The sequence below is a fragment of the Pseudomonas sp. 1L-C-7-B-C1 genome, assembly GCF_057291635.1.
This window is the reverse complement of the sequence record NZ_JBXAWH010000002.1, coordinates 173,573-196,893: the sequence shown is the minus strand read 5'-3', so window position 1 is coordinate 196,893 and position 23,321 is coordinate 173,573. Positions and strand designations below refer to the sequence as shown.

Here is a 23,321-nt window from a genome sequence, read left to right as displayed (position 1 = left end):
GGCTTGTTCTCGTTCCCCTGTGGTGCTGCTTCCTGACAGGCTTAGGATGATCAGTGCAGGTAGCGCCAGGGGAGAACACCACTTTATCGAACACCTGAAAAAACCGGCCTTGGCCGGTTTTTTTGTTGCCTGCGCAAAACTTACTGTTTAGAAGGCTCAGCTTCCAGGTGCTTGGCAGCCACGACGCCGGAGGAACTCAGTTTTACGGGGTACTTCAACGTGCGATCGCCGTCGGCAGGGCGGTTAACGCAACCGTCATGAATCAACCCGGCCTCTTGCAAATGCTCAAGGGTGTCTGCAACGGCGTTCTCCCCTCGGTAGTTGTCCAGAATTTCTTTACCCAGGCCTGCCGGGTGGGCATGCAGCAATCGGGTCAGGACTTCCTGCTTGAGTGCGTTATCGATGGTCATGTTTACCTCGCTTTGCTGGTGTAATGAGCGCTGCTTGTAAATTCCGACCACGTGAATCCGCGTTTGTTTGCTGTTTTCCTCGATCAGGTGCGTTTCCATTGCACCTGTGTGACGCCCAGGCCTTCGGCGTAGAGCAGCGCGCGTTTCAACGGGCCCGCGCAGATGTGGCCCTCGACTGCGCCCACCCCTGCGTGCAAAGTCGCGAAATGCAGCGCGTCACTTTCGCAAAGATGGTTTCCCTTGTGGTTGAAACGCCGCAACTCACCTTGAAACCAGTAATGAATTTCAAAATCCTTATAGTCATTCATTTGTCTCAGCCTGTGGGGGGCGCGATGACGCCGGTTGAGTGAGTACTTCCTTCATGTACCTGACAGCATGGAGGTCGACTGCATCGTCGTTACCGTCACTTCACTTCAAGATCGATACAGGCTGACCAAGTCCAGATGGCATTGAATCTTAAGGCCTCTTGATCGGGGCGGGACGTCCGCCAACAGGCTGCGGAGCGGCTGGCCCGCCAGAGAATTACACACCTTTGTGAGCGTTTAAAATCGCTCGCCGATGGGCGGCCATGTGCCATATCGATATGGATATTGGCCATGCATCCAAAAGCGTTGAATGAATAAAATGAGTCCCCTCGAAGCCTGGATTTACCCATCTGAGGAGGAGCTTGTACGAGGGCTGGGTCCTGCAATCCGGTGCGTAAATAACTCAAGCGGTCATTCGTTTTTTAACAGCTATCCGTCGCCTGCCACTGTCTGCCAGGCGACGGAAACGTGGACTCGTGTCTGCAGCTGCGGATCAATGGCAGTTGCCGGCCAAGTGGTAATGCTGCGCTTCGGCTGCCGCCGGGCTTTTGAACTCAACCCGATTTTTCTCGGCGATCGCGTTGTACGAAGGGCAGTCCGGACGGTGGTAAACCAGGGTCTTCTTGTTGCCGCGAATCGCCAGCGTCAGGTTAGCTGCGCTGCCGTCGGCACTCGCAACGGGCTTCGTTGAATTGCTCGCAGTGGGCCGGGCCTGCGCGGTGATGGCAGACGCGCTGGCCGCCCCGTGGCCGCCGCTCAAGCTGGCGCTGAGAAAAATCGGTGCGTGGTCGGACACGCTGTCACGGCCCTTGGCGTGGGTCAGGCCGAGGAATTTCGGGTAATCGAACACCTCGACCTTGTTCACCCGGATCGCCGACTGCTTGCTGATGAAGATGTTGTCGTAAAGGTTGGCGAATTTCCCATCCTTGGTCGACAGCGTGCTGGCGCCATCAAGTACCAGCGGCCTGGCGCTTTTGTCGAGCTTGTCCCACGCGGGCGAGTTGGGCGGGGTGTTGAAGTCACCCATCAGCATGATCTGGTTGTTGCCGGGGTAGGTCTCTTGCAGCCAGGTCCAGTAATTGGACAGGGCGACGATTTCCGAAGAACGGTCCGCCTGGTTCTTGCCATACAGGATGTGCACGGTGGCCACGACAAAGGTCTTGCCGTCCTTGAGTGAGCGGAACTGCGCAGAGTAGGGCTCGCGCTCGAAGGTGTCGCTGCGGTCGAGGTAGCTCACGGCGCCGTCCTCATAGGCAACGGCGTCATCCCGCCAGACGAATCCGTACATTTCCTTGTAGGAAGAGCGGCCGACGGCGTGGGATGCCATCGAACTCCAGTGCTTGCCCGTCTGCCGGGTCAGCTCCTTGGCCAGCGCCTCCAGCGCGTCTTCGCTCATCAGTTCCTGAACGGCGAGAAAATCGACCTTCTGCGCGACCTTGGCAATGCCCTGGAAGTCCTTGTTCGGGCGCACGCTCAAGTGCTCCAGGTTCCAGGTGCCAATGTTGACGTCAGCGGAAGCGGTTTGCAGGAAGGTAAAAGCCCAAAGCAGTGCGACACAAAATCTAAGCATGTTTTCCAACTGGGTAATTCATCAAGGGGGTGGGGCGGTTTGCAGGTCAGTCTTCCTTGGGCACTGTCCAGAAAATCTGCACACCGCCGTCGTCTCGCCAGGCCAGGGTCACGTTGTCGTTCTCGTCAATCTCTTCCAGCAACTGTTTCCAGTCGTCCTCAAGCTCATCCGCCAGCCGAAAAATCAGTGCCGCGCGGGCTTTCTGCGCGCTCTGGGAATTGATGATTTTCTGCACCCGCACGGCCATGCGCTCGTAGTGTCCTGGCGATGCTGCGGTTGCTGCATTAGTGTCAGACACGAAGTGACCCTCCTGTTTGCTGTATGCGCATACAGTATTTGAGTGTCAGACGTTTCGCAACTACGGATCAGACAAAAACCGTGATTGACTCAAGCCGCTGATTTTTCGGCTGATTGTTCGGGCCGCGAACCAAAGTCGATCCGGCTGATCTGATCTGCTACACGACGATTCAGCGCTCATCGCACTGCGCACGAGTCATGCAAATCAGGAGGCTTTATGAAGATTCAATCATTGCTGATGCCGGTCGCGTTCGCCTGCTGTGCAGCGTTGGCAGGTTGCTCCACGTCCACCGTGGTCACCCTGCAAAACGGTACCCAGTACGTGACCAAGGATGCGCCAAAGACCAAGAGCAAAGACGGCTTTTATGAGTTCGAAGACATCTCCGGCAAAACCATCCGCGTTCGCGCTGACGAGGTAGCCACCGTCAAAGAAGAGGATTGAGCCACGTCAGGGCCCGGCTGGCATGGCCACCAGGCCCGGCTGTATGCAAAGTCGTGCCAATCTGAGTGGAACATATTCGCATTAACGTCGCTCTAAACGAGGCTATCAGCTCACGATATTTCCTGTCAGGCCCTAATTATGGATACCCCACCCAACACCGGGTTCAGCGCAGCACCCCTGCGTTTCCTTGCCAACGGCGGTGCGGTCGGTGATCTGCTTCAGTCCTCATTGCTGGACGGCTCGCCCCTCGGCCTGCCCTCTGACTGGCCGGACAGTCTAAAAGCCCTGATGGGCACGATTCTTCCTGTGCAGGCGCAGATCGTGCTCTTCTGGGGGCCCGAATTCGTGGCGCTGTATAACGACGCCTATGCGCCGAGCATTGGCGAGAAACATCCCCGCGCCCTCGGCCGTCCCGCCATCGAGAATTGGCGCGAGCTATGGGACGACCTCGAGCCGCTGCTGCGTGGCGTACGGGAAACCGGGCAAACCTTTGCTGCCAAAGATCGCGCGTTCTATATCGAGCGGCACGGTTACGGTGAGACCGTCTACTTTGACGTTTCTTATTCTGCGGTGCACCAGAACGATGGATCCGTCGGCGGTGTGCTTTGCATTGTCACTGAAACCACCGAGCGCGTTCATTTCGAGCGTCGTCAGGCGCTGCTGCTTGAGCTGGGCCAGGCTTTTCCGTCCATTCACGACCCCGAGCAGATCGAAGCGGACCTCATACGGCGTATCGGTGGCGAGCTGGGCGCCGCCCGTGTCCATATAGCAGAGGCTGACGAGGTCGGTGAGTTCGGCCTACGCCGTGAATACCGGCAAGGTGAGGTGACGGCTCGATCAGGGCTGATCTCTGTCGGCGATGACACCTGTTCTGCGTTGCGTCAGGGTGCCACCGTGCAAGCGGCGGCAAGTGCCGATTCTGGTCTGGCCGACTCGTACGCCAGCGCACTTCAGCCAGACGGCACGGCGAGTCTGGTTGTGCATGTCCCGCTGATGCGCCATGACACGTTGGCCGGGGTGTTTACGGTCGAGTTCGAAGGGCTGCGGGTATGCAGCCCCCATGACATCCATATCATCGAAGAAGCGGCCAAGCTTGGCTGGCAGTGGATCAACCACATGCGGTCCGAAGCGGCGCTACACGCCAGCTCCGCGCAACTTGCCGGAATGTTCGAGCAGGCGGGCGCCGGGATTGCGCTGTGTGATCACCGAGGCGTCTTCCAGCAAGTCAATGATCGCTACTGCGAGATCATGGGGCTGCAACGTCAGGCGATTGCCGGCCGTTCGATCCTCGAGTTACAGAAAGACTTGCCAGCCAATTCGCAGCCGATGTTCTACGAGACATTCCTGACCGCCGAAGCGCCCTTTGAACTGACCCAGCACCATGTCCTCGCAAACGGCTCCGTCGTGTGGGTGCAGACCCACGTGACGCCGCTGCTCGACGCGCAACAACACCTCAGCGGCTTGCTGTTTGTTTGCGTCGACATCACCGCGCGGGTTGGCGCCGAACATCAGTTGATCGAACTCAACGAGAGTCTCGAACAGCGCGTCGCCACGATAGTGGCCGAGCGAGAGGCGGCCATTTCTCTGCTGCACGAGTCGCGCAAGATCGAAATGGTCGGTCAGTTGGGCGGCGGCATCGCCCATGACTTCAATAACCTGCTGACGCCGATCATGACATCGCTGGAGTTGCTGCGGCGCCAGCCGGTCAGCAACGACCGCTCCCATCGGCTGATCGACGCTGCGCTGCAAGCGGCGGATCGCGCGCGAATCCTGGTAGGTCGTTTGCTGACCTTTGCCCGCAGGCAGACGCTCAAACCTCAAGTCGTGGCGCTGGACAGTCTTGTCAACGATATGCGCGACCTCATCCAGCGTTCGCTGGGGCCGACCATTGAAGTCATCGTCGAGATCCCGCCAGGATTGCCGAACATCCTCATCGATCCCCATCAGCTTGAGCTAGGCGTGCTCAATCTCGCGGTCAATGCGCGTGACGCAATCGCCGAACGCGGCTACCTGAAGATCAGTGCCTGCTCCGAGGTGATCGCCGACGGTGCGGGCCTGGGTCCATCGCCGGCGCAAGGTTGCTACGTCAGGCTGACGGTAACGGATAACGGCAGCGGCATGAGCGAGGACATATTGCAGCGCTGCGTTGAGCCATTCTATTCAACCAAAGGCGTCGGCAAGGGCACCGGCCTGGGGCTGTCGATGGTGCAAGGGCTGGCCCTGCAATCCGGGGGCGGATTTGACATTCAGTCGGCGCCGGGTCTTGGTACGCGGGTCGACATCTGGCTGCCGATTTCCAGCGCCGATCTACAGACACCGGCAGCCGGCGATGTCGATGCAGACCCGGCGCCTGGCGCGGATCATCCCTTTCACGTGCTGGTGGTGGATGACGAAGAACTGGTCCGCTACACCGTTGCACTGCAACTGCGTGACCTGGGCTATCGGGTGACCGAAGCGGCGTCGCCCTCTGCTGCCGAACAGATGGTCAGCGCAGGCTTGCGGCCGGACGTACTTGTCACCGATCAACTGATGGCGGAGAAAAGCGGCACGCAGCTCGCCCTGAGTCTGCGCGAAGTCCTGCCTGCGCTGCCGGTGCTGATTGTCACCGGTTACACCAGCGAATCGTCCAAGCAGATTGCCGGTTTCGAGATGCTGGCCAAGCCGTTCAGCCGCGCCGATATCGCGACGAAAGTGGCGCAGGCCATTAGTGATCGGCGCATGCCGGCGTTGATCAGGGAGCAGGCCGGTCACGCCTCTTGATGGATTGAGCCCTTCATGCCGCTTGCTCCATGGCATGAAGGGCGGCTGCGTCGTCTAGACGGCTCGGCCCATCGCCTGCTCGTAGCACGACAGAAAGTACTGCCATTGGGACTCATCCCAGAATGAATGCCTTCTGAGCTGCGGAATGTCGTGACGGGCGGCACCCATCGCGGTGATTCGCCCGTGGGATTTTTCCAGATCCAGCAGCGCCAGTTCGAAGTCAAAGCGCGTGTCAGTGACGGTTGCCTTGATGAAAATGTGCTTGGAGCGCATGCAGCCGTGCTGCCACTTCCCCAAGTGCATTTTCGCCAGCGTTTCAGCCAGACGCTTGAAGAGTCGCTGATGTTGCTCGGTGCTCAGCGTGGCGGCGCCGCCCTGTGCGTACCAGGTGTCGAGATCGATGAAGCCACCCAGATCCTTCGTGACCAGAACGCCTTGCCAGACGCCGGCAACCTTGCGAGCGCCATAAAACACAGGGCGTGGCGCGTTGATGCCGAGCTCTTCAAGTTTTGTCAGCGCGATGCCTTCACGCAGGGCAGTCGGGCGCCCGGTGGGGTAGCGCAAACTGCGAAACAAATGGCCGGTCTGGCGTTTGACGTAGAACGTCTTGCCATCGTGGACCACGCGCTGTACACCGCTGGTCCCGCTGCGGCGCACATTCGGCGGCTCGACCCACGGGCCTGACGTGCCCCACCAGAACTCAAACTCGTTGTTGCCCCGACCCATCTTGCGCTCCAAATACTGTAGAAAGCTTGCTTGTGCAGCGACTGCCATGTTGCAGTGCGAGCCCCTCTGGCCGTCCCGCGCGTGATAAGTTCACTGCCGCGCAAGGATATTGGCTAATGGCCATTTCCGAGCCGCTCAGCTTACTGATTTGTTTCCTGCATGATGCCGTCAAACCCGTGCTATTTACGCCATCCAACCGGCTGAAACCGCAGCGTTCAGCGGCGCGTTGTCGCGAAAGGAATCCTCTTGAGAATTCAGGGGACGCGTACCCGGTGATCTGCGTCATGTCCGTTCGTCCCATTAATGACAAACTCGTGGAATTGCTGGCACCGGTCGACATCCACCGTGCATAACTAAATAAGGAAATTTGCCATGATCTCCACACTTGAACTCTGCCATATCGTCGAATCAGGCTTCCTGCCTGCCAAGTGCAAGTGCACCATCGATGCCAACGATCAATTAATGGTGCAGATATTCGATCGCGAGAGGGGCCACGCAGATCTGCTTGCTGCGGGTATTCCGGTCAGCTCGCTCAATTCCAGTCGGGCTATCGCCAATCTGATTGGAACGCTTAAACACGGTCTGGAAAAGCATGCTGCCGGCCGCCGTTCGACCGCTTACCAAGAGCGTGCTTAAGCTTAGCTGCATGATTCACCCTTCCTTTCTATCCTCCGATTCAGGGCGCAGGCCATGCGCGTTGCGACGGCAATCGGAGGAGCAGGGCGATACATGGCCCGCTCTAAAATTCCTGCTTTACTGAGTTGACAAACGCCCCGGCGCTTCCCATAGTTTCGGTCACGCAAACGTTTGCGATTCCGTCGAGCTGTCCTTGACGCGTAAACGCTGCCGATAACAACAATCATAATGTCGGAGTGATCCATGAAGCTGCCATTCGCTGCACGTCTTCTTGCTGTTGCCATGCTTACCGCTTCTGCTGCATCCCTGCCTCTTTCATCTGCCTTTGCCGACGACGCGAAAAAGCCGACCGTTGCGCTGGTGATGAAATCCTTGGCCAATGAATTCTTCCTGACCATGGAAGACGGCGCCAAGGTGTATCAAAAAGAGCATTCCGCTGATTTTGACCTGATTTCCAACGGCATCAAGAACGAATCCGACACCGCCGCGCAGATCGACATCGTCAACCAGATGATCGTCAAGAAAGTCGACGCGCTGGTCATCGCCCCGGCCGATTCCAAGGCCTTGGCGTCGGTCCTGAAAAAGGCCATGGACGCGGGCATCAAAGTCGTCAACATCGACAACCAGCTTGACGCCGAGGTGCTGAAAAGCAAGGGCATGGAAGTGCCTTTCGTAGGCCCGAACAACCGCAAGGGCGCCAAGCTGGTGGGCGACTACCTGGCCAAGCAGCTGACGGCGGGTGCTGAAGTCGGCATCATCGAAGGCGTGCCGACCACCACCAACGCGCAGCAACGCACCGCGGGCTTCAAGGACGCGATGGACGCTGCGCAGATGAAGATCGTTTCCACGCAGTCCGGTAACTGGGAAATCGACAAGGGCAATGCGGTGGCGTCCGCCATGCTCAACGAGTACCCGAACCTGAAAGCGCTGCTGGCCGGTAACGACAGCATGGCGCTCGGCGCGGTCTCGGCAGTGCGTGCGGCAGGCAAGGCGGGCAAGGTTCAGGTCGTCGGCTACGACAACATCAACGCCATCAAGCCGATGCTCAAAGACGGCCGCATTCTGGCCACCGCCGACCAGTTCGCGGCGCGTCAGGCCGTGTTCGGTATCGACACCGCCCTGAAAATGGTCAGGGGCGAGAAGCTCGAGATCACCAACGGCGTGATCGAAACCCCGGTCGAGCTGGTGACCAAGCCGCAATAAGCCGGCCTGGTTTCTCAGCCAACTCATTCCAAACCCGCAGTTTTCCAAATATGTACCGCCTGCCCGTGAGGGCAGGTGCGTGGAGATCGTTATGTCAGCGTCTGCTCAGGCCGCTGTTCTATCTGTCAGTGGTATTGGCAAAACCTACGCCCAACCCGTACTCGGTGACATCGACCTGACGCTCATGCGCGGGGAAGTGCTGGCCTTGACCGGGGAAAACGGCGCGGGCAAAAGCACGCTGTCGAAAATCATCGGCGGGCTGGTCACGCCGACCACCGGACAGATGCAATTTCAGGGGCAACCCTACCAGCCTGCCAGTCGCACCCAGGCCGAAAAGCTCGGCGTGCGCATGGTCATGCAAGAACTCAATCTCCTGCCGACGCTGTCGGTGGCGGAAAACCTGTTTCTCGATAACCTGCCCAGCCGCGCCGGTTTCATCAATCGTCGCAAGCTGCGCGAGGATGCGATTAAGGCCATGGCGCAAGTCGGCCTTGAGGCCATTGACCCGGACACGCTGGTCAGCGAACTGGGCATCGGCCATCAGCAGATGGTCGAAATCGCTCGCAACCTTATCGGCGACTGTCACGTGCTGATCCTCGACGAGCCGACGGCGATGCTGACGGCGCGTGAGGTGGAAATGCTCTTTGAGCAGATCACCCGTCTTCAGGACCGTGGCGTTTCCATCATCTACATCTCCCACCGGCTGGAAGAGCTGGCCCGCGTTGCCCAGCGCATCGCCGTGCTGCGGGACGGCAAGCTGGTCTGCGTCGACTTCATGGCCAATTACAACAGCGAGCAACTGGTCACGTTGATGGTTGGCCGTGAGCTGGGCGAGAAGATCGATTTGGGCGAGCGCAAGATTGGCGCAGTGGCGCTGTCGGTCAAAGGCCTGAATCGCGCCGACAAGGTCCGCGATGTTTCCTTCGATGTCCGGGCCGGTGAAATCTTCGGGATTTCCGGGCTGATCGGTGCCGGGCGTACTGAGCTGCTGCGGCTGATCTACGGCGCGGACGTGGCCGACAGCGGCAGCATCGAAGTCGGCAGCCCGCTGCGCAGCGTGCAGATCAAATCGCCGGTGGACGCCGTGGGTCATGGCATCGCCTTGATCACCGAAGACCGCAAGGGCGAGGGGTTGCTGCTGTCGCAATCGATCAGCGCCAACATAGCGCTGGGCAACATGGAGGCCATTTCCAGTGCCGGCGTGGTCAACGGCAATTCGGAGATCGCTTTGGCTCAGCGTCAGGTAGGCGCCATGCGCATTCGCAGTTCGAGCCCGACGCAACTGGTGTCGGAACTGTCGGGCGGCAATCAGCAGAAGGTTGTGATCGGCCGCTGGCTGGAGCGCGAATGCCAGGTGATGTTGTTCGACGAGCCCACCCGCGGCATCGACGTCGGCGCCAAGTTCGACATCTACGCGCTGCTGGGTGAACTGACCCGTCAGGGCAGGGCGCTGGTGGTGGTCTCCAGTGATTTGCGCGAGCTGATGCTGATCTGCGACCGCATCGGCGTGCTGTCTGCCGGGCGCCTGATCGACACCTTCGAGCGCGACACCTGGACCCAGGACGAACTGCTTGCCGCTGCCTTCGCGGGCTATCAAAAACGTGACGCGCTGCTGTCTGAAGCCGCGCCCAGGATCGACTGATGAAAACTTCTACTTCTCCTGCCGCGCTGCCGTCTCCGGGCAAGCGCAGCGGCAACTACTTCGGCCTGGGCACCTACCTCGGGCTGGCAGGCGCACTGCTGGCGATGATCGTGTTGTTCTCGTTGCTCAGCGATCATTTCCTGTCGTACGAAACCTTCAGCACGCTGGCCAACCAGATTCCCGACCTGATGGTGCTGGCGGTCGGTATGACCTTCATCCTCATCATCGGCGGCATTGACCTGTCGGTGGGTTCGGTGCTCGCGCTGGCTGCTTCGGCGGTCAGTGTGGCCATGCTCGGCTGGGGCTGGGGCGTGTTTCCGTCGGCGTTGCTGGGCATTGCCTGTGCAACGGCGGCCGGTACGCTGACCGGCTCGATCACCGTGGCGTGGCGCATTCCTTCGTTTATCGTTTCCCTCGGCGTGCTGGAAATGGCGCGCGGCGTGGCGTACCAACTGACCGACTCGCGCACCGCGTACATCGGTGACTCCTTTGCGTGGCTGTCCAATCCTTTTGCATTCGGTATTTCGCCGTCGTTCGTCATTGCCCTGATCGTCATCTTCGCCGCCCAGGCCGTGCTGACCCGCACCGTGTTCGGCCGCTACCTGATCGGCATCGGCACCAACGAGGAAGCCGTGCGTCTGGCGGGCATCAACCCAAAGCCGTACAAGATCCTGGTGTTCTCGCTGATGGGCCTGCTGGCGGGTGTTGCCGCGCTGTTCCAGATATCACGCCTGGAAGCCGCTGACCCCAATGCCGGTTCCGGCCTTGAGCTGCAAGTGATTGCAGCAGTGGTTATTGGCGGCACCAGTCTGATGGGCGGGCGCGGTTCGGTGATCAGCACCTTCTTCGGCGTACTGATCATTTCGGTGCTGGCGGCAGGGCTGGCGCAGATCGGCGCGACTGAGCCAACCAAACGCATCATTACCGGCGCCGTGATCGTTGTCGCGGTGGTCCTCGATACTTACCGCAGCAACCGCGCGCGGCGGCGCGGCTGACATGGCAACCATCAAGGATGTAGCGGCGATTGCCGGGATTTCCTACACCACGGTGTCCCATGTCCTTAACCGCACCCGACCGGTCAGTGAAGAGGTGCGCAAGAAGGTCGAAGCCGCCATCGTGCAGCTGGATTACGTGCCCAGCGCCGTTGCGCGGTCGCTCAAGGCCAAGGCCACGGCGACCATCGGCCTGTTGATCCCCAACGGCATCAACCCGTACTTCGCCGAACTGGCCCGGGGAATCGAGGATTACTGCGAGCGCAACGGCTTCTGCGTGATCCTCTGCAATTCCGACGACAACCCCGACAAGCAGCGCAGCTACCTGCGCGTGCTTCTGGAAAAACGCGTCGACGGCCTGATCGTCTCGTCGGTCGGCGGCGGTGACAGCCTCGTCGAGGGCTTATCCGCAGTTCGCACGCCTTTGGTCATCGTCGACCGGGACCTGGACGGCGTGACGGCTGATCTGGTGCGCATCGACCACGAGCTGGGCGCGTACCTGGCGACGTCGCATTTGCTGTCCCTCGGCCACCGGCACATCGCCTGTATCTGCGGCCCGGCCCAGACCAGCGTGGCGAAGATGCGTCTGGCGGGGTATCACCGGGCGATGCAGGAAGCTTCGGTCGACGTGCCGGAAAGCTGGGTGGTAGAAAGCGATTTCACCGGCCCCAGTGGCTATCTTGCTGCGGTGAAACTGCTGGAACGGGATCCGCCGACCGCCATTTTCGCGGCCAACGACATGGTCGGCATCGGCGTGTTGCGCGCCGCCGCCGAGCGTAACGTGCGGGTCCCGGCCGATCTGTCGGTCATTGGCTTCGACGACATCCAGATGAGCCAGTACGTTTACCCGGCCCTGACCACCGTCGGCCAATCCATTCTGCAACTGGGCGAGCGCGCTGCCGAGATGCTGCTGCGGCGGATCTCGGCGCGGGGCGAAACCGCTGTCGAACACCTGGTTGTTGCGCCGAGTATTGTGCTGCGCGAATCCACAGCGCCTCCACCCCAGGTATTTACCGAATTTCGTTAAGCCGAGCGCTCCGCCCGGTCTGAAAAGTGTTCTGAAGAGTAGACGTCATGCAAGCAAAAGTAGTGATAGTGGGCAGCCTGAACATGGACCTGGTGACGCGCGCGCCGCGTTTGCCCCGGGCCGGAGAAACACTGGCCGGGCAGTCGTTCGTCACCGTGCCGGGCGGCAAGGGCGCCAATCAGGCGGTGGCGGCGGCGCGACTGGGCGCCAGTGTCGCCATGATCGGTTGCGTCGGCGATGATGCCTACGGCGAACAACTTCGCACCGCGCTGCTGGCCGAAGGCATCGATTGCCAGGCAGTGACCCCGGTCTCCGGCGAGTCCACCGGCGTTGCGCTGATCGTCGTCGATGACAGCAGCCAGAACGCTATCGTGATCGTGGCCGGCGGCAACGGCCACGTCACCGCGTCCGTCGTGGACAGCTTCGATGCGTTGCTGTCCGGTGCCGACGTCATCATCTGCCAGCTCGAAGTGCCGCTCGACACCGTCGGCCACGTGCTCAAGCGCGGCCACGAACTGGGCAAGACCGTCATCCTCAACCCGGCGCCGGCCAGTGGCCCGCTGCCGGCCGAGTGGTTCGCCTGGGTCGATTACCTGATCCCGAATGAAAGCGAGGCCACCGCGCTGACCGGTCTTCCCGTCGACAGCACCGCCAGCGCGGACGCCGCTGCATCAGCATTGCTGAAAGCCGGCGTCAGCAAGGTGATCGTCACGCTGGGCGAGCAGGGCGCCTTGTTCGCCAGCGCGTCGCGCTCCGAGCACTTCCCGGCACCCAAAGTACAGCCCGTTGACACCACGGCGGCAGGCGATACCTTTGTCGGCGGCTTCGCGGCGGCGCTGGCCGATGGCAAGTCCGAGTCGGACGCCATTCGCTTCGGTCAGGTTGCAGCGGCGCTCTCGGTTACCCGTTCCGGCGCCCAGCCTTCCATTCCGACGTTCGCCGAGGTTCAGGCCTCCGCGGCACACTCCGCCGCACAGGGGCATCAATCATGAAAAAAACACCGCTGCTTAACATCGCCTTGTCCCGCGCCATCGCGTCCCTCGGGCACGGTGACATCCTGATGATCGTCGATGCGGGCATGCCCGTGCCGGCCGGCGTTGAGCTGATCGATCTGGCCCTGACCCACGGTGTGCCCGATTTCCTCAGTGTGCTGAATGTGGTGCTGACTGAAATGCAGGTCGAGAGCCATGTCCTCGCCGAAGAGATGCTGTCGAAACAACCGCCAGCGTTGGCCACCGTTTCGAGCTTGCATGCCTCGGGCGGCCTCGGTGAGCAACGCCTGGTGAGTCATGACGCATTGAAACAGCTCAGCCGTGGTGCTCGGGCTATCATCCGCACCGGCGAATGCCAGCCATACACCAACATCGCGTTGGTGGCGGGCGTGGTTTTTTAACGCCGTTTTTTCATCTCTAGCCGTCAGGAACAAGGAGTTCCCATGAACACAACCCGACATTTTTTCACCGGACTGATCAGGAGTGCCGCGCTGTTGGCCATGTTATCCGCCACGTCCGTGCATGCCGCCGAGAAGCGCGACGTGATCATCGACACCGACCCGGGCGCCGACGACGTCGTCGCACTGCTCCTGGCGCTGGCGTCGCCGCAAGAACTCAACGTCATGGCGATCACCACCGTGGCGGGCAACGTGCGCATCGACAAGACCTCCCGCAATGCCCGGCTGGCTCGGGAATGGGCCGGCCGCGAAGAAGTGCCGGTGTACGCCGGTGCGGGCAAACCGCTGGTGCGCACGCCGATCTACGCCGAAAACATTCACGGCAAGGAAGGACTGCCGGGCGTGGAAGTGCATGAGCCGAAGAAGCCGTTGGCTGAAGGCAATGCCGTGCAGTACCTGGTCGATACCCTGAAGAAAGCTGCGCCCCACAGCATCACCATCGCCATGCTCGGGCCGCAGACCAACCTGGCGCTCGCGCTGATTCAGGCGCCGGAAATCACCCAGGGCATCAAGGAAGTCGTGGTCATGGGCGGCGCCCACTTCAACGGTGGCAACATCACCCCGGTGGCCGAATTCAATATCTACGCCGACCCCGACGCGGCGAAGGTTGTCCTGGCCAGCGGTGTGAAGCTGACCTACGTGCCGCTGGACGTCACCCACAAGATCCTCACCAGCGAAGCGCGTATCAAGCAGATCGATGGCTTGAACAATCAGGCCGGCAAGCTGGTCAGCGGTATCCTCAACGAGTACGTCAAGGCTGACATGGTCCATTACGGCCTGCCCGGCGGGCCGGTGCATGATGCGAGCGTGATTGCCTGGCTGATCAAGCCGGAGCTGTTCAGCGGCAGGCAGGTCAATCTGGTGATCGATAACCGTGAGGGGGTGACCCACGGCCAGACCATCGCCGACTGGTACGACACCCTTGCTCAGAACAAAAATGTGTTCTGGGTGGAAAACGGTGATGCCCAGGGCTTTTTTGATTTGTTGACTCAGCGCCTGGGTCTTTTGAAGTAAATCCGCCGTGCTGCGCCGTGTGGCATCCCGATGCTCGGCGCAGAGCAATCAAGGTGCAAAACCGTGTCTATCGATCTCAATAATCCCGATTCCCTCACCCTCGACGCCGTCCGGCAAATGATCGCTGCTGCGCAGGATGGCGTGCATAACCAGTTGCGCGTCAGCCGCGACGGTCGCGCGTGGATTTCCAGCGACGCGGTGGGCGGCGTGGACATTGGGGGACTGCTGTTCCGTCTGGAGACTTGGGCGGCCGGTTCCGGTTGCGTGGGCCCGGTGGCGGCCAGCGATGCCGTATGGGTGACGCAGATCTACAATGCCCTTCGCGACAACTGGGCCAACCCCACCACGGATTACGTGGACGTCTACTGAGCCGCGCCCATCCCGCTCAATGGGCCCTGCGGGCGCTTTTTTAAACGTTTTGTCACGATTGAATGCGCCGGGCGAGTGACGCTTGGGGCAGACTCCTGCGCTGTCCTCGACAGGGGAGGTTTGCTCGCCCTGGTTTACCCATGGCGAAACGAAGCTGCTCGACCGCTGTCGCAGAGGTTCTGCTTTAGTTAAACGTTAGGAGGTTGTATGCCCTGGAAATACGCATCATTAGGTCTGGTGCTCGCCGCAGCGCTTCTGGCCGGTTGCAGCAGCACGTCGGAGTCTACGAGCCAGCCTGAGGAGAGCGTCGCCAGTTCCCCGGCCAGTTCCGCTGGTGGTTATGCCCGTTGTGACGCGGCAGCGGTGCAGTTCGCTGTCGGCAAGCCGGCGTCAGCGGCATTGCTGGATCAGGCGAAGGCCAAGGCCGGCGCGCAGACCGCCAGAGTGCTCGGGCCCCATGACATCGTCACACTGGAATACCGCTCGGATCGTCTGAATCTGAACACTGACGATTCAGGGAAGGTGAACCGCGTCAATTGCGGTTAACGCCGGCGCACCACGAAATTGCAGGCATAAAAAAACCCCGTCAGTGACGGGGTTTTTTCAGATCGCTGGGATTACTCCGCGCGAACCTGAGCAGCTTGCATGCCCTTTTGGCCTTTCTCAGCCACGAAGGAAACAGTCTGGCCTTCTTTCAAGCTCTTGAAACCGTCGGATTCAATGGCTTTGAAATGTACAAAAAGGTCGTCGCCGCCACCCTGTGGGGTGATGAAGCCGAAGCCTTTTTCATCGTTGAACCATTTTACGGTGCCGGATTGGCGATTAGACATGGTGTATCTCCAGGAACATAATTTTCAGTAGTGCTGTGTTGCTCAGGCCAACTGGGCACACGAGCGCTATCATAGTCGAATTGTGTGAATGCTGGACTTTTTCGATTAGAACTTTGCGTCAGCATCCTCGATATAACGCCCCAAAGGCACTCCAGAGGCCTTTTTTCCGTCATCAACGGGTGCATCGTCAAACCTTTCCGGTATGCCTGAAACCCGCAGAATTCGTGCCCTTCAGCGTGTCAGCCTTGACCCGTTTCTTTACATCCCGGTGTGGGGCATCAAGGAAATGTAAATTTTTTATTTTTTGCCGTTCAGGCAATTTTTGCTCACCGCAGCCTGTAGGCGAGAGGTCATATCGGCACTGGGAGGCGTCGTTTTGTCATTCAGCGACGCAATCTCCTTGTCGGAGAAGTTCTTGTTGATCTGTTGAGCGCCGCACTCGCAGTGCGCCTTGACTGCACTGGCGTCCATCGATGGATTGCTCTGGGTGGCTGCGGTGGTGCATTCGTTCATGTAGCTGGTCTTGGTTTTCGCATCCATCGCGGCATGAGCGCTGAGCGGCAGTGTCAGGGCCAGCGGGGCGAGAAGGGCGGCAACGCGTAGAAGCTTCATGGTGATTTCCTTTTTGTCGGTGGCCATCGAGGTGTCAGGCCTTGAACATGTACTACGGATAATCTGAGGTCCTTGAAGCGCACCAGTTCCGTGGCGCTGCTGCGGCTTGGTTCAATTGCTGATCCGCGTGCGACGCCAGCCACCGTTTAGCTGACCCTGCCGTAACGCTGTGATAGCATGCGCGCCTGCAGATTAGCTCGCGTCTCGCGGGGCCCCGGTGCCCTGCTGCAAGTTCTGTCGATTTCGTAAGTTCCAGTCACTCTGGTTCGGTCTTCAGGTTGGCCTTCGGGCTCCTGCCACTGTGAGGCAGGCATACCACCGAATCGCGTACTGGCTCTATCCCACCCACGTGACCTTTGGTAGGGGTCACCACTAGGAGAGGAGGCGCCATGCCAACTATTACTCTTCCCGACGGCAGTCAACGTTCTTTCGATCACCCGGTATCCGTTGCCGAGGTCGCAGCATCCATTGGTGCGGGCCTGGCCAAAGCCACCGTAGCCGGCAAGGTCAACGGTCAACTGGTTGATGCCAGCGACATCATCGACACCGATGCGAGCCTGCAAATCATCACCCCCAAGGATCAGGAAGGCCTGGAGATCATTCGTCACTCCTGCGCGCACCTGGTTGGCCATGCCGTCAAGCAGCTCTATCCGACTGCAAAGATGGTGATTGGCCCGGTCATCGATGATGGCTTCTATTACGATATCGCCTATGAGCGTCCTTTCACGCCGGACGACATGGCGGCGATCGAGCAGCGCATGCAACAGCTGATCGAAAAGGATTACGACGTCATCAAGAAAGTCACGCCGCGCGCGGAAGTGATCGACGTGTTTACGGCCCGTGGCGAAGACTACAAGCTGCGTCTGGTCGAAGACATGCCAAACGAGCAGGCCATGGGCCTGTACTACCACGAAGAATACGTCGACATGTGCCGCGGCCCGCACGTGCCGAATACCCGTTTTCTGAAGTCGTTCAAATTGACCAAGCTGTCCGGCGCCTACTGGCGCGGCGATGCCAAAAACGAGCAATTGCAGCGCGTTTATGGCACGGCCTGGGCCGACAAGAAGCAGCTGGCGGCTTACATTCAGCGCATCGAAGAAGCCGAAAAACGCGATCACCGCAAGATAGGCAAGCGTCTGGGCCTGTTCCATACCCAGGAAGAAGCGCCGGGCATGGTCTTCTGGCACCCGAACGGCTGGACGCTCTACCAGGTTCTCGAGCAGTACATGCGCAAGACCCAGCGCGAGAACGGCTACCTGGAGATCAAAACGCCTCAGGTTGTCGATCGCTCCCTGTGGGAGAAGTCCGGGCACTGGGCGAACTACGCCGAGAATATGTTCACCACCGAGTCGGAAAACCGCGACTACGCCATCAAGCCGATGAACTGCCCTTGCCACGTGCAGGTGTTCAATCAGGGCCTGAAAAGCTACCGCGAATTGCCGATGCGTCTGGCCGAATTCGGCGCTTGCCACCGCAACGAACCTTCTGGCGCCCTGCACGGCATCATGCGTGTCCGAGCGTTCACCCAAGACGATGCGCATATCTTCTGCACCGAAGAACAAATGCAGGCTGAATCCGCCGCGTTCATCAAGCTGACCATGGCCGTCTACGCCGATTTCGGTTTTAAAGACATCGAAATGAAGCTGTCGACCCGGCCGGAGAAACGTGTCGGCTCCGATGAATTGTGGGATCGCGCCGAGTCCGCGCTGGCTGCAGCCCTTGACAGTGCTGGCCTGCCGTACGATTTGCAACCGGGCGAGGGTGCGTTCTACGGTCCGAAGATCGAATTTTCTCTCAAGGATTGCTTGGGTCGCGTCTGGCAATGCGGTACTCTGCAGCTCGATTTCAACCTGCCGATCCGTCTGGGCGCCGAATTCGTGTCGGAAGACAACGGTCGCAAGCACCCGGTCATGTTGCACCGCGCAATTCTTGGCTCCTTCGAGCGCTTCATCGGAATCCTGATCGAGCATTACGAAGGCGCGTTTCCTGCGTGGCTTGCTCCAACTCAAGCAGTGATCATGAATATCACTGACAAACAGGCTGATTTTGCCCTTGAGGTGGAAAAAACATTGGCGCAAAGCGGATTCCGTGCCAAGTCCGACTTGAGAAATGAAAAGATCGGCTTTAAAATCCGCGAGCATACGTTGCTCAAAATTCCGTATCTCCTCGTGATTGGGGATCGGGAGGTTGAAACACAAACTGTCGCTGTGCGTACACGTGAAGGCGCAGACCTTGGCTCGATGCCGGTCGCCCAGTTCTCGGAGTTCCTTGCACAAGCGGTTTCCCGGCGTGGTCGCCAAGATTCGGAGTAATTATTATTAAGCGTGAAATGAGACAAGATAAACGAGCTGCACCGAAAGCCCCGATCAACGAGAATATCTCGGCACGTGAGGTTCGTTTAATTGGGGCTGAGGGTGAGCAGCTTGGGATTGTGTCAATTGAAGACGCGCTTCTTAAGGCTGAAGAGGCCAAACTGGATCTGGTGGAAATTTCCGCCGATGCAGTACCCCCTGTTTGCAAACTGATGGACTACGGCAAATCGATCTTCGAGAAGAAGAAACAGGTTGCTGCCGCCAAGAAGAATCAGAAGCAGATCCAGGTTAAAGAAATCAAGTTTCGTCCAGGGACGGAGGAAGGGGATTACCAGGTAAAACTACGCAACCTGGTACGTTTCCTGAGTGACGGGGACAGGGCCAAGATTTCCTTGAGATTTCGCGGTCGTGAGATGGCCCACCAGGAGCTGGGGATGGAACTGTTGAAGCGGGTCGAAGCTGACCTGCTCGAATACGGTTCGGTCGAACAGCATCCTAAGATGGAAGGACGCCAGCTGATCATGGTCATCGCCCCGAAAAAGAAGAAATAACCACCAGGGCACGGCAGGCCTTGCGGTTATGTTTATCAACTGAATGCGGAGTATCCGAACATGCCAAAGATGAAGACTAAAAGTGGTGCAGCTAAGCGGTTTTTGAAAACCGCGAATGGCATCAAGCACAAGCACGCTTTCAAGAGCCACATCCTGACCAAAATGTCGACAAAGCGTAAGCGTCAATTGCGTGGAAGCAGCTTGCTGCATCCGTCCGACGTGGCAAAAGTCAAGCGCATGCTGCGCCTTTGCTAATTTTGATCAAGAACAGAGGAATTAACTCATGGCTCGTGTAAAGCGTGGCGTCATTGCCCGTAAGCGTCACAAAAAAATTCTGAAACTTGCTAAAGGCTACTACGGCGCGCGTTCACGCGTATTCCGTGTTGCCAAGCAAGCGGTAATCAAGGCTGGCCAATACGCCTACCGTGACCGTCGTCAGAAAAAACGTCAGTTCCGCGCTCTGTGGATCGCTCGTATCAACGCTGGTGCGCGTATCAACGGTCTGTCCTACAGCCGTTTCATCGCTGGCCTGAAAAAAGCGTCGATCGAGATCGACCGTAAGGTTCTGGCTGATCTGGCAGTGAACGAAAAAGCGGCGTTTGCTGCGATTGTCGAGAAAGCTAAAGCCACTTTGGCCTAAGTCCCCGGCAATCACCGGACCCCGCTCGGGGTCTGGTGTTAAACGTCATAAATAGGGGAAGAGCCTTGTAAGCTCTTCCCCTATTTTGTATCTGGAGTCTGTACATGGAAAACCTGGACGCGCTGGTCTCTCAAGCACTTGAGGCTGTGCAAAGCGCCGAAGATATCAATGCCCTGGAGCAAATCCGGGTTCTGTACCTTGGCAAGAAAGGCGAATTGACTCAGGTGATGAAGACCCTGGGGAATCTGCCTGCCGATGAGCGTCCGAAAGTCGGCGCGCTGATCAACGAAGCCAAGGAACGTGTCACAGAGGTTCTCAATGCGCGGAAGGCATCGTTTGAGGAGGCCGATCTTGCGGCCAAGCTCGCGGCCGAATCCATTGACGTGACCCTGCCTGGCCGTGGCCAGACCACTGGTGGTCTGCATCCGGTTACCCGCACTCTGGAACGAATCGAGCAATTCTTCACCCACATCGGCTACGGCATCGCCGAAGGCCCTGAGGTGGAAGACGATTACCACAACTTTGAAGCGCTCAACATCCCAGGCCATCACCCGGCCCGGTCGATGCACGACACTTTCTATTTCAACGCGAACATGTTGCTGCGCACCCACACCTCGCCGGTTCAGGTCCGCACCATGGAATCGCAAAAGCCTCCGATCCGCATCGTCTGCCCAGGCCGTGTGTATCGCAGTGACTCCGATATCACCCATTCCCCGATGTTCCACCAGGTCGAAGGCCTGCTGGTCGACCGCGATATCAACTTCGCCGACCTGAAAGGCACCATCGAGGAATTCCTGCGCGTGTTCTTTGAAAAAGAGCTGGCAGTGCGTTTCCGCCCTTCGTATTTCCCGTTCACCGAGCCTTCGGCCGAAGTCGACATGGAGTGCGTGATGTGCAGTGGCAAAGGCTGCCGCGTGTGCAAACAGACCGGCTGGCTTGAAGTCATGGGCTGCGGCATGGTCCACCCGAACGTGCTGCGCATGTCGGGCATCGATCCGGAAGAATTCCAGGGCTTCGCCTTCGGCATGGGCGTAGAACGTCTGGCGATGCTGCGCTATGGCGTCAACGACTTGCGCCTGTTCTTCGACAACGACTTGCGGTTCCTCGCGCAATTTCGCTAGGTCGCCCGTAACGAATTCTTTAGGAGAGCAGGATGAAATTCAGTGAACAATGGCTGCGCGGCTGGGTAAGCCCGCAAGTGTCCCGCGACGAGCTGGTTGCTCGTCTGTCGATGGCCGGCCTCGAAGTAGACAGCGTCACCCCGGCAGCGGGCGTTTTCAGCGGTGTTGTGGTGGGTGAGGTGCTGAGCACCGAACAGCACCCGGACGCTGACAAGCTGCGCGTTTGCCAGGTCAGTAATGGCGCTGAGACCTTCCAGGTTGTATGCGGCGCGCCGAACGTGCGCCCCGGTCTGAAGATCCCGTTTGCCATGATCGGCGCCGAGTTGCCGGGCGATTTCAAGATCAAGAAAGCCAAGCTGCGGGGCGTCGAGTCCAACGGCATGCTGTGCTCACAAGCCGAGTTGCAGGTGGGCGAGGGCAACGACGGCTTGATGGAGCTGCCGGCCGACGCGCCGGTGGGCCAGGATGTGCGCGTGTATCTGGAACTGGACGACGCGAGCATCGAAGTCGACCTGACGCCCAACCGTGGCGACTGCCTGTCGGTGGCCGGTCTGGCCCGCGAAGTGGGTGCGCTCTATGACGCCGTCGTCGCGCGTCCTCAGGTTGCCGTGGTTCCGGCCGTGCACGATGAAGTGCGCCCTGTAGACGTGCTCGCTTCTGCGGCATGCCCACGTTATCTGGGTCGCGTCATCCGCAATGTCGACCTGTCACGTCCTACCCCGCTGTGGATGGTTGAGCGCCTGCGTCGCTCGGACGTTCGCAGTATCGACGCTGCAGTCGACATCACCAACTACGTGATGCTTGAGCTGGGTCAGCCGCTGCACGCGTTCGACCTTGCCGAAATCAACGGCGGCATTCGTGTGCGCATGGCGGAGGAGGGCGAGAAGCTCGTCTTGCTGGACGGTCAGGAAGTCAGCCTGCGCGCCGATACCCTGGTCATCGCCGACCACCAGCGTGCCCTGGCCATCGCCGGTGTCATGGGTGGCGAGCACAGCGGTGTGTCCGCGACCACTCGCGATATCTTCCTCGAAAGCGCCTTTTTCGATCAGATCGCCGTTGCCGGCAAGGCCCGTTCGTATGGCCTGCACACTGACGCTTCCCATCGCTATGAGCGTGGCGTTGACTGGCAGCTGGCTCGCGAAGCCATGGAGCGCGCCACTGGCCTGCTTCTGGAAATCACCGGTGGCGACGCCGGTCCGGTCATCGAGACTGTCAGTGACCAGCATTTGCCCTCCATTGAGCCGATCATCCTGCGTGCCGAGCGTATCGAGCAGATGCTTGGCATGAAGATGGACGCAGCGGAAATAGAGCGTCTGCTCACAGCGCTCGGCCTCACCGTCGCGTCTCACGCCAGTGAGCAATGGCGCGTTGAGGTGCCGAGCCACCGCTTCGATATCACCCTCGAAGTCGACCTGATCGAAGAGCTGGCCCGCCTCCACGGTTACAACCGTCTGCCGGTTCGTTACCCACAGGCGCGCCTGGCACCGCAACCGCGTGCCGAGGCTCGGAGCGATCTGCCGGCGTTGCGTCGTCTGCTGGTGGCTCGCGGTTATCAGGAAGCGATCACCTACAGTTTCATCGACCAGAAATGGTTCGAGCTGTTCAGCCCGGGCGTTGAGCCGCTGCTGCTGGCCAATCCGATCTCGGCTGACATGTCGGCGATGCGTTCGTCTCTGTGGCCGGGTCTGGTGAAGTCCCTGCAACACAACCTCAATCGCCAGCAGGACCGAGTGCGTCTGTTCGAGAGCGGGTTGCGTTTCGTCGGTCAACTGGAAGGCTTGAAGCAAGAGCCGATGCTGGCCGGTGTGATCTGTGGCAGCCGTCTGCCGGAAGGCTGGGCGCAAGGCCGTGATGTCGTCGACTTCTTCGACGTCAAGGCCGACGTCGAGGCCGTGCTGGGCTTCGCCGGTGCGCAAGATGACTTCCGTTTCGTACCCGGAAGTCATCCCGCGTTGCACCCGGGTCAGACCGCACGTATCGAGCGTGACGGGCGTGAAGTCGGCTACATTGGCGCACTCCACCCGGAACTGTCGAAGACCTTGGGCCTTGATCGTCCCGTGTTCGTCTTCGAGCTGGTTCTGGCTGAAGTGGCGACAGGCCGCCTGCCAAAATTCCATGAGCTTTCTCGCTTCCCGGAAGTGCGTCGCGACCTGGCGCTGCTGGCCGATCGTGATGTTTCTGCGACTGCCGTGCTGGATGTTATTCGAGAGAATGCAGGGGAATGGCTCACAGACCTCAGGCTGTTTGATGTTTACCAGGGTAAAGGCATTGATCCGCTTAGAAAAAGCCTTGCAGTCGGCTTGACCTGGCAACATCCATCGCGCACTCTTACCGACGATGAGGTAAACGCTTCGACGCAGCAAATTCTCACCTCGCTAGAGGCAAGGTTAAACGCCACGTTAAGGATGTAGC

At 59.4% G+C, this 23,321-nt stretch carries 26 protein-coding genes; 19 read left to right on the top strand and 7 right to left on the bottom strand.

Features of this window, described 5'->3' with window-relative positions:
- Nucleotides 1–140 precede the first annotated feature (140 nt).
- From AC0Z8Z_RS04085 to AC0Z8Z_RS04070, 4 genes are all read right to left on the bottom strand, one after another.
- A complete protein-coding gene (locus AC0Z8Z_RS04085) occupies nucleotides 141–410 on the bottom strand; it encodes a hypothetical protein (RefSeq protein WP_485617990.1) in 270 nt (89 codons plus the stop codon).
- Between the two features lie 83 nt (nucleotides 411–493).
- A complete protein-coding gene (locus AC0Z8Z_RS04080) occupies nucleotides 494–718 on the bottom strand; it encodes a DUF6555 family protein (RefSeq protein ID WP_172611719.1) in 225 nt (74 codons plus the stop codon).
- A gap of 490 nt (nucleotides 719–1,208) precedes the next feature.
- On the bottom strand, nucleotides 1,209–2,285 hold the full coding sequence (locus tag AC0Z8Z_RS04075) for an endonuclease/exonuclease/phosphatase family protein (RefSeq protein ID WP_485617989.1): 1,077 nt from the start codon (nucleotides 2,283–2,285) through the stop codon (nucleotides 1,209–1,211).
- A 46-nt stretch (nucleotides 2,286–2,331) separates the two neighbouring features.
- Nucleotides 2,332–2,532 carry a DUF1654 domain-containing protein gene (locus tag AC0Z8Z_RS04070; protein ID WP_074887522.1) on the bottom strand — a complete coding sequence of 67 codons (201 nt, stop codon included), beginning with the start codon at nucleotides 2,530–2,532 and terminating at the stop codon, nucleotides 2,332–2,334.
- Between the two features lie 267 nt (nucleotides 2,533–2,799).
- On the opposite strand from AC0Z8Z_RS04070, the gene AC0Z8Z_RS04065 reads away from it, so the two are divergent.
- Together AC0Z8Z_RS04065 and AC0Z8Z_RS04060 are read left to right on the top strand one after the other, a co-directional pair.
- Nucleotides 2,800–3,024 (top strand): YgdI/YgdR family lipoprotein, encoded by a 225-nt coding sequence (locus tag AC0Z8Z_RS04065; protein WP_037010898.1) that lies wholly within the window; start codon nucleotides 2,800–2,802, stop codon nucleotides 3,022–3,024.
- A gap of 138 nt (nucleotides 3,025–3,162) precedes the next feature.
- A complete protein-coding gene (locus tag AC0Z8Z_RS04060) occupies nucleotides 3,163–5,784 on the top strand; it encodes a PAS domain-containing protein (protein WP_485617988.1) in 2,622 nt (873 codons plus the stop codon).
- Between the two features lie 54 nt (nucleotides 5,785–5,838).
- On the opposite strand, the gene AC0Z8Z_RS04055 is transcribed toward AC0Z8Z_RS04060, so the two are convergent.
- Nucleotides 5,839–6,510: a lipopolysaccharide kinase InaA family protein gene (locus AC0Z8Z_RS04055; RefSeq protein WP_485617987.1), complete on the bottom strand. Its 672-nt coding sequence runs from the start codon at nucleotides 6,508–6,510 to the stop codon at nucleotides 5,839–5,841.
- A gap of 116 nt (nucleotides 6,511–6,626) precedes the next feature.
- Here AC0Z8Z_RS04055 and AC0Z8Z_RS04050 point away from each other — a divergent pair, with 116 nt between their 5' ends.
- The 11 genes from AC0Z8Z_RS04050 to AC0Z8Z_RS04000 all read left to right on the top strand — a co-directional run bounded on the left by AC0Z8Z_RS04050 (nucleotide 6,627) and on the right by AC0Z8Z_RS04000 (nucleotide 15,389).
- Entirely contained in the window at nucleotides 6,627–6,863 is a 237-nt protein-coding gene (locus AC0Z8Z_RS04050) for a hypothetical protein (RefSeq protein ID WP_485617986.1), read from the top strand.
- A gap of 19 nt (nucleotides 6,864–6,882) precedes the next feature.
- Nucleotides 6,883–7,146, top strand: coding sequence for a DUF1652 domain-containing protein (locus AC0Z8Z_RS04045; RefSeq protein WP_485617985.1), 264 nt, complete (start codon nucleotides 6,883–6,885; stop codon nucleotides 7,144–7,146).
- 243 nt (nucleotides 7,147–7,389) lie between these two features.
- Nucleotides 7,390–8,349 carry a substrate-binding domain-containing protein gene (locus tag AC0Z8Z_RS04040; protein ID WP_485617984.1) on the top strand — a complete coding sequence of 320 codons (960 nt, stop codon included), beginning with the start codon at nucleotides 7,390–7,392 and terminating at the stop codon, nucleotides 8,347–8,349.
- A gap of 91 nt (nucleotides 8,350–8,440) precedes the next feature.
- Entirely contained in the window at nucleotides 8,441–9,991 is a 1,551-nt protein-coding gene (locus tag AC0Z8Z_RS04035; protein WP_485617983.1) for a sugar ABC transporter ATP-binding protein, read from the top strand.
- Complete coding sequence (locus tag AC0Z8Z_RS04030) at nucleotides 9,991–10,986, top strand: ABC transporter permease (protein WP_122538241.1); 996 nt, start codon at nucleotides 9,991–9,993, stop codon at nucleotides 10,984–10,986. Before AC0Z8Z_RS04035 ends, AC0Z8Z_RS04030 begins: the two co-directional genes overlap by 1 nt.
- A 1-nt stretch (nucleotide 10,987) precedes the next feature.
- Complete coding sequence (locus AC0Z8Z_RS04025; protein WP_485617982.1) at nucleotides 10,988–12,010, top strand: LacI family DNA-binding transcriptional regulator; 1,023 nt, start codon at nucleotides 10,988–10,990, stop codon at nucleotides 12,008–12,010.
- Between the two features lie 47 nt (nucleotides 12,011–12,057).
- Nucleotides 12,058–13,002 (top strand): ribokinase, encoded by a 945-nt coding sequence (gene rbsK, locus AC0Z8Z_RS04020; RefSeq protein WP_485617980.1) that lies wholly within the window; start codon nucleotides 12,058–12,060, stop codon nucleotides 13,000–13,002.
- Nucleotides 12,999–13,403 carry a D-ribose pyranase gene (rbsD, locus tag AC0Z8Z_RS04015; RefSeq protein WP_172611728.1) on the top strand — a complete coding sequence of 135 codons (405 nt, stop codon included), beginning with the start codon at nucleotides 12,999–13,001 and terminating at the stop codon, nucleotides 13,401–13,403. Before rbsK ends, rbsD begins: the two co-directional genes overlap by 4 nt.
- A gap of 42 nt (nucleotides 13,404–13,445) precedes the next feature.
- The gene (locus AC0Z8Z_RS04010) at nucleotides 13,446–14,474 is read left to right on the top strand and encodes a nucleoside hydrolase (protein WP_172611729.1); all 1,029 of its coding nucleotides are present in this window, start codon (nucleotides 13,446–13,448) and stop codon (nucleotides 14,472–14,474) included.
- Between the two features lie 63 nt (nucleotides 14,475–14,537).
- Entirely contained in the window at nucleotides 14,538–14,843 is a 306-nt protein-coding gene (locus AC0Z8Z_RS04005; protein ID WP_172611730.1) for a hypothetical protein, read from the top strand.
- Between the two features lie 207 nt (nucleotides 14,844–15,050).
- Nucleotides 15,051–15,389 carry an I78 family peptidase inhibitor gene (locus AC0Z8Z_RS04000; protein ID WP_485617978.1) on the top strand — a complete coding sequence of 113 codons (339 nt, stop codon included), beginning with the start codon at nucleotides 15,051–15,053 and terminating at the stop codon, nucleotides 15,387–15,389.
- A gap of 71 nt (nucleotides 15,390–15,460) precedes the next feature.
- On the opposite strand, the gene AC0Z8Z_RS03995 is transcribed toward AC0Z8Z_RS04000, so the two are convergent.
- Nucleotides 15,461–15,673, bottom strand: a complete 213-nt coding sequence (locus AC0Z8Z_RS03995) for a cold-shock protein (RefSeq protein WP_065991529.1) — start codon at nucleotides 15,671–15,673, stop codon at nucleotides 15,461–15,463.
- Between the two features lie 297 nt (nucleotides 15,674–15,970).
- Nucleotides 15,971–16,312 (bottom strand): hypothetical protein, encoded by a 342-nt coding sequence (locus AC0Z8Z_RS03990; protein WP_485617977.1) that lies wholly within the window; start codon nucleotides 16,310–16,312, stop codon nucleotides 15,971–15,973.
- A 362-nt stretch (nucleotides 16,313–16,674) separates the two neighbouring features.
- Between AC0Z8Z_RS03990 and thrS the strand changes: the two genes are divergently transcribed.
- The 6 genes from thrS to pheT all read left to right on the top strand — a co-directional run bounded on the left by thrS (nucleotide 16,675) and on the right by pheT (nucleotide 23,320).
- Nucleotides 16,675–18,597: a threonine--tRNA ligase gene (gene thrS / locus AC0Z8Z_RS03985; RefSeq protein ID WP_122538259.1), complete on the top strand. Its 1,923-nt coding sequence runs from the start codon at nucleotides 16,675–16,677 to the stop codon at nucleotides 18,595–18,597.
- Nucleotides 18,597–19,148 (top strand): translation initiation factor IF-3, encoded by a 552-nt coding sequence (gene infC, locus AC0Z8Z_RS03980; protein WP_172613086.1) that lies wholly within the window; start codon nucleotides 18,597–18,599, stop codon nucleotides 19,146–19,148. Before thrS ends, infC begins: the two co-directional genes overlap by 1 nt.
- A gap of 60 nt (nucleotides 19,149–19,208) precedes the next feature.
- Nucleotides 19,209–19,403, top strand: a complete 195-nt coding sequence (gene rpmI, locus AC0Z8Z_RS03975; RefSeq protein WP_003442181.1) for a 50S ribosomal protein L35 — start codon at nucleotides 19,209–19,211, stop codon at nucleotides 19,401–19,403.
- Nucleotides 19,404–19,431: 28 nt separating this feature from the next.
- Nucleotides 19,432–19,788: a 50S ribosomal protein L20 gene (rplT, locus tag AC0Z8Z_RS03970; RefSeq protein WP_007905879.1), complete on the top strand. Its 357-nt coding sequence runs from the start codon at nucleotides 19,432–19,434 to the stop codon at nucleotides 19,786–19,788.
- 104 nt (nucleotides 19,789–19,892) lie between these two features.
- On the top strand, nucleotides 19,893–20,909 hold the full coding sequence (pheS, locus tag AC0Z8Z_RS03965) for a phenylalanine--tRNA ligase subunit alpha (protein WP_065991532.1): 1,017 nt from the start codon (nucleotides 19,893–19,895) through the stop codon (nucleotides 20,907–20,909).
- 32 nt (nucleotides 20,910–20,941) lie between these two features.
- Nucleotides 20,942–23,320: a phenylalanine--tRNA ligase subunit beta gene (gene pheT / locus AC0Z8Z_RS03960; protein ID WP_485617975.1), complete on the top strand. Its 2,379-nt coding sequence runs from the start codon at nucleotides 20,942–20,944 to the stop codon at nucleotides 23,318–23,320.
- Nucleotide 23,321 lies beyond the last annotated feature (1 nt).

Excerpts from the sequence above, each read along its gene's own strand:
- AC0Z8Z_RS04085 (WP_485617990.1), bottom strand. The coding sequence starts at position 410 with ATGACCATCGATAACGCACTCAAGCAGGAAGTCCTGACCCGATTGCTG.
- AC0Z8Z_RS04080 (WP_172611719.1), bottom strand. The coding sequence starts at position 718 with ATGAATGACTATAAGGATTTTGAAATTCATTACTGGTTTCAAGGTGAG.
- AC0Z8Z_RS04075 (WP_485617989.1), bottom strand. The coding sequence starts at position 2,285 with ATGCTTAGATTTTGTGTCGCACTGCTTTGGGCTTTTACCTTCCTGCAA.
- AC0Z8Z_RS04070 (WP_074887522.1), bottom strand. The coding sequence starts at position 2,532 with ATGGCCGTGCGGGTGCAGAAAATCATCAATTCCCAGAGCGCGCAGAAA.
- AC0Z8Z_RS04065 (WP_037010898.1), top strand. The coding sequence starts at position 2,800 with ATGAAGATTCAATCATTGCTGATGCCGGTCGCGTTCGCCTGCTGTGCA.
- AC0Z8Z_RS04060 (WP_485617988.1), top strand. The coding sequence starts at position 3,163 with ATGGATACCCCACCCAACACCGGGTTCAGCGCAGCACCCCTGCGTTTC.
- AC0Z8Z_RS04055 (WP_485617987.1), bottom strand. The coding sequence starts at position 6,510 with ATGGGTCGGGGCAACAACGAGTTTGAGTTCTGGTGGGGCACGTCAGGC.
- AC0Z8Z_RS04050 (WP_485617986.1), top strand. The coding sequence starts at position 6,627 with ATGGCCATTTCCGAGCCGCTCAGCTTACTGATTTGTTTCCTGCATGAT.
- AC0Z8Z_RS04045 (WP_485617985.1), top strand. The coding sequence starts at position 6,883 with ATGATCTCCACACTTGAACTCTGCCATATCGTCGAATCAGGCTTCCTG.
- AC0Z8Z_RS04040 (WP_485617984.1), top strand. The coding sequence starts at position 7,390 with ATGAAGCTGCCATTCGCTGCACGTCTTCTTGCTGTTGCCATGCTTACC.
- AC0Z8Z_RS04035 (WP_485617983.1), top strand. The coding sequence starts at position 8,441 with ATGTCAGCGTCTGCTCAGGCCGCTGTTCTATCTGTCAGTGGTATTGGC.
- AC0Z8Z_RS04030 (WP_122538241.1), top strand. The coding sequence starts at position 9,991 with ATGAAAACTTCTACTTCTCCTGCCGCGCTGCCGTCTCCGGGCAAGCGC.
- AC0Z8Z_RS04025 (WP_485617982.1), top strand. The coding sequence starts at position 10,988 with ATGGCAACCATCAAGGATGTAGCGGCGATTGCCGGGATTTCCTACACC.
- rbsK (WP_485617980.1), top strand. The coding sequence starts at position 12,058 with ATGCAAGCAAAAGTAGTGATAGTGGGCAGCCTGAACATGGACCTGGTG.
- rbsD (WP_172611728.1), top strand. The coding sequence starts at position 12,999 with ATGAAAAAAACACCGCTGCTTAACATCGCCTTGTCCCGCGCCATCGCG.
- AC0Z8Z_RS04010 (WP_172611729.1), top strand. The coding sequence starts at position 13,446 with ATGAACACAACCCGACATTTTTTCACCGGACTGATCAGGAGTGCCGCG.
- AC0Z8Z_RS04000 (WP_485617978.1), top strand. The coding sequence starts at position 15,051 with ATGCCCTGGAAATACGCATCATTAGGTCTGGTGCTCGCCGCAGCGCTT.
- AC0Z8Z_RS03995 (WP_065991529.1), bottom strand. The coding sequence starts at position 15,673 with ATGTCTAATCGCCAATCCGGCACCGTAAAATGGTTCAACGATGAAAAA.
- AC0Z8Z_RS03990 (WP_485617977.1), bottom strand. The coding sequence starts at position 16,312 with ATGGCCACCGACAAAAAGGAAATCACCATGAAGCTTCTACGCGTTGCC.
- thrS (WP_122538259.1), top strand. The coding sequence starts at position 16,675 with ATGCCAACTATTACTCTTCCCGACGGCAGTCAACGTTCTTTCGATCAC.
- rpmI (WP_003442181.1), top strand. The coding sequence starts at position 19,209 with ATGCCAAAGATGAAGACTAAAAGTGGTGCAGCTAAGCGGTTTTTGAAA.
- rplT (WP_007905879.1), top strand. The coding sequence starts at position 19,432 with ATGGCTCGTGTAAAGCGTGGCGTCATTGCCCGTAAGCGTCACAAAAAA.
- pheS (WP_065991532.1), top strand. The coding sequence starts at position 19,893 with ATGGAAAACCTGGACGCGCTGGTCTCTCAAGCACTTGAGGCTGTGCAA.
- pheT (WP_485617975.1), top strand. The coding sequence starts at position 20,942 with ATGAAATTCAGTGAACAATGGCTGCGCGGCTGGGTAAGCCCGCAAGTG.